The organism is Mesorhizobium sp. M7D.F.Ca.US.004.03.1.1, assembly GCF_003998635.1.
GTDB classification, from domain to species: Bacteria; Pseudomonadota; Alphaproteobacteria; order Rhizobiales; family Rhizobiaceae; genus Mesorhizobium; species Mesorhizobium loti.
Genome location: NZ_RZQG01001618.1, coordinates 1 through 657 on the forward strand (window position 1 = coordinate 1; position 657 = coordinate 657).

1 pseudogene is annotated in these 657 nt (G+C 63.2%); it reads right to left on the bottom strand.

Annotation, left to right across the window (positions count from 1 at the left end):
- Positions 1 to 657: pseudogene (locus EN935_RS39085) on the bottom strand (sugar ABC transporter substrate-binding protein); the annotation flags it as partial.

Genomic DNA, 657 nt, shown 5'->3' on the forward strand with positions numbered 1-657 from the left:
GGCCATGACATAGACGCCCCAGCCGAGATAGGCGCAGTTCGGCGCATAGTTCGGGCCGCTGGCGAGCTTGTCCCACTTGCCGGTCTTGGAATTGTAGACGTCGTCCGAGCCCGGCAGGATCGAGAAGCCGGTGACGTCGCCAATGACCGACGAGTCGTTGGTCTTGACGTTGGAGCCGACGTCACCCCACCAGGGGATCATCGAGCCGGTGCCGGCCAGGAACTGCTGGAAGGCAGTCGTGTTCGGATCGGCATTGATCTGGTCGGCGGGTTCGGACGGCAACGCGTCGATGACGTCCTGGATGGCGCGCACCCAGGCCGGGTTGTTGATGCGCGGCTTCATCGTGTCGGCGTCGAACAGCCAGGCCTTGTCGTCAGGATGCTTGGCATAGGCGGTGGCGCGGCTGCCAAGGAAGTAGAAGCCGAAACCGCCCCAGGGCTTTGGCGCATCGAGATAGCCATAGACGTCCTGGCCCTTGAATTTCTTGCCCTTGAGGAATTTGGTCACCGCCTGCACCTGCTGCCAGGTCTTCGGCACGCCCCACTCGCCTTCACCGCCGCCGTCCTTCCAGGCCTTGGCGAGGTCGGCATCGGCGAACACGTCGGTGCGGTAGTTGAAATTGTGCGCGTCGCCGTCAATGGTCACGCGGTATTGCTT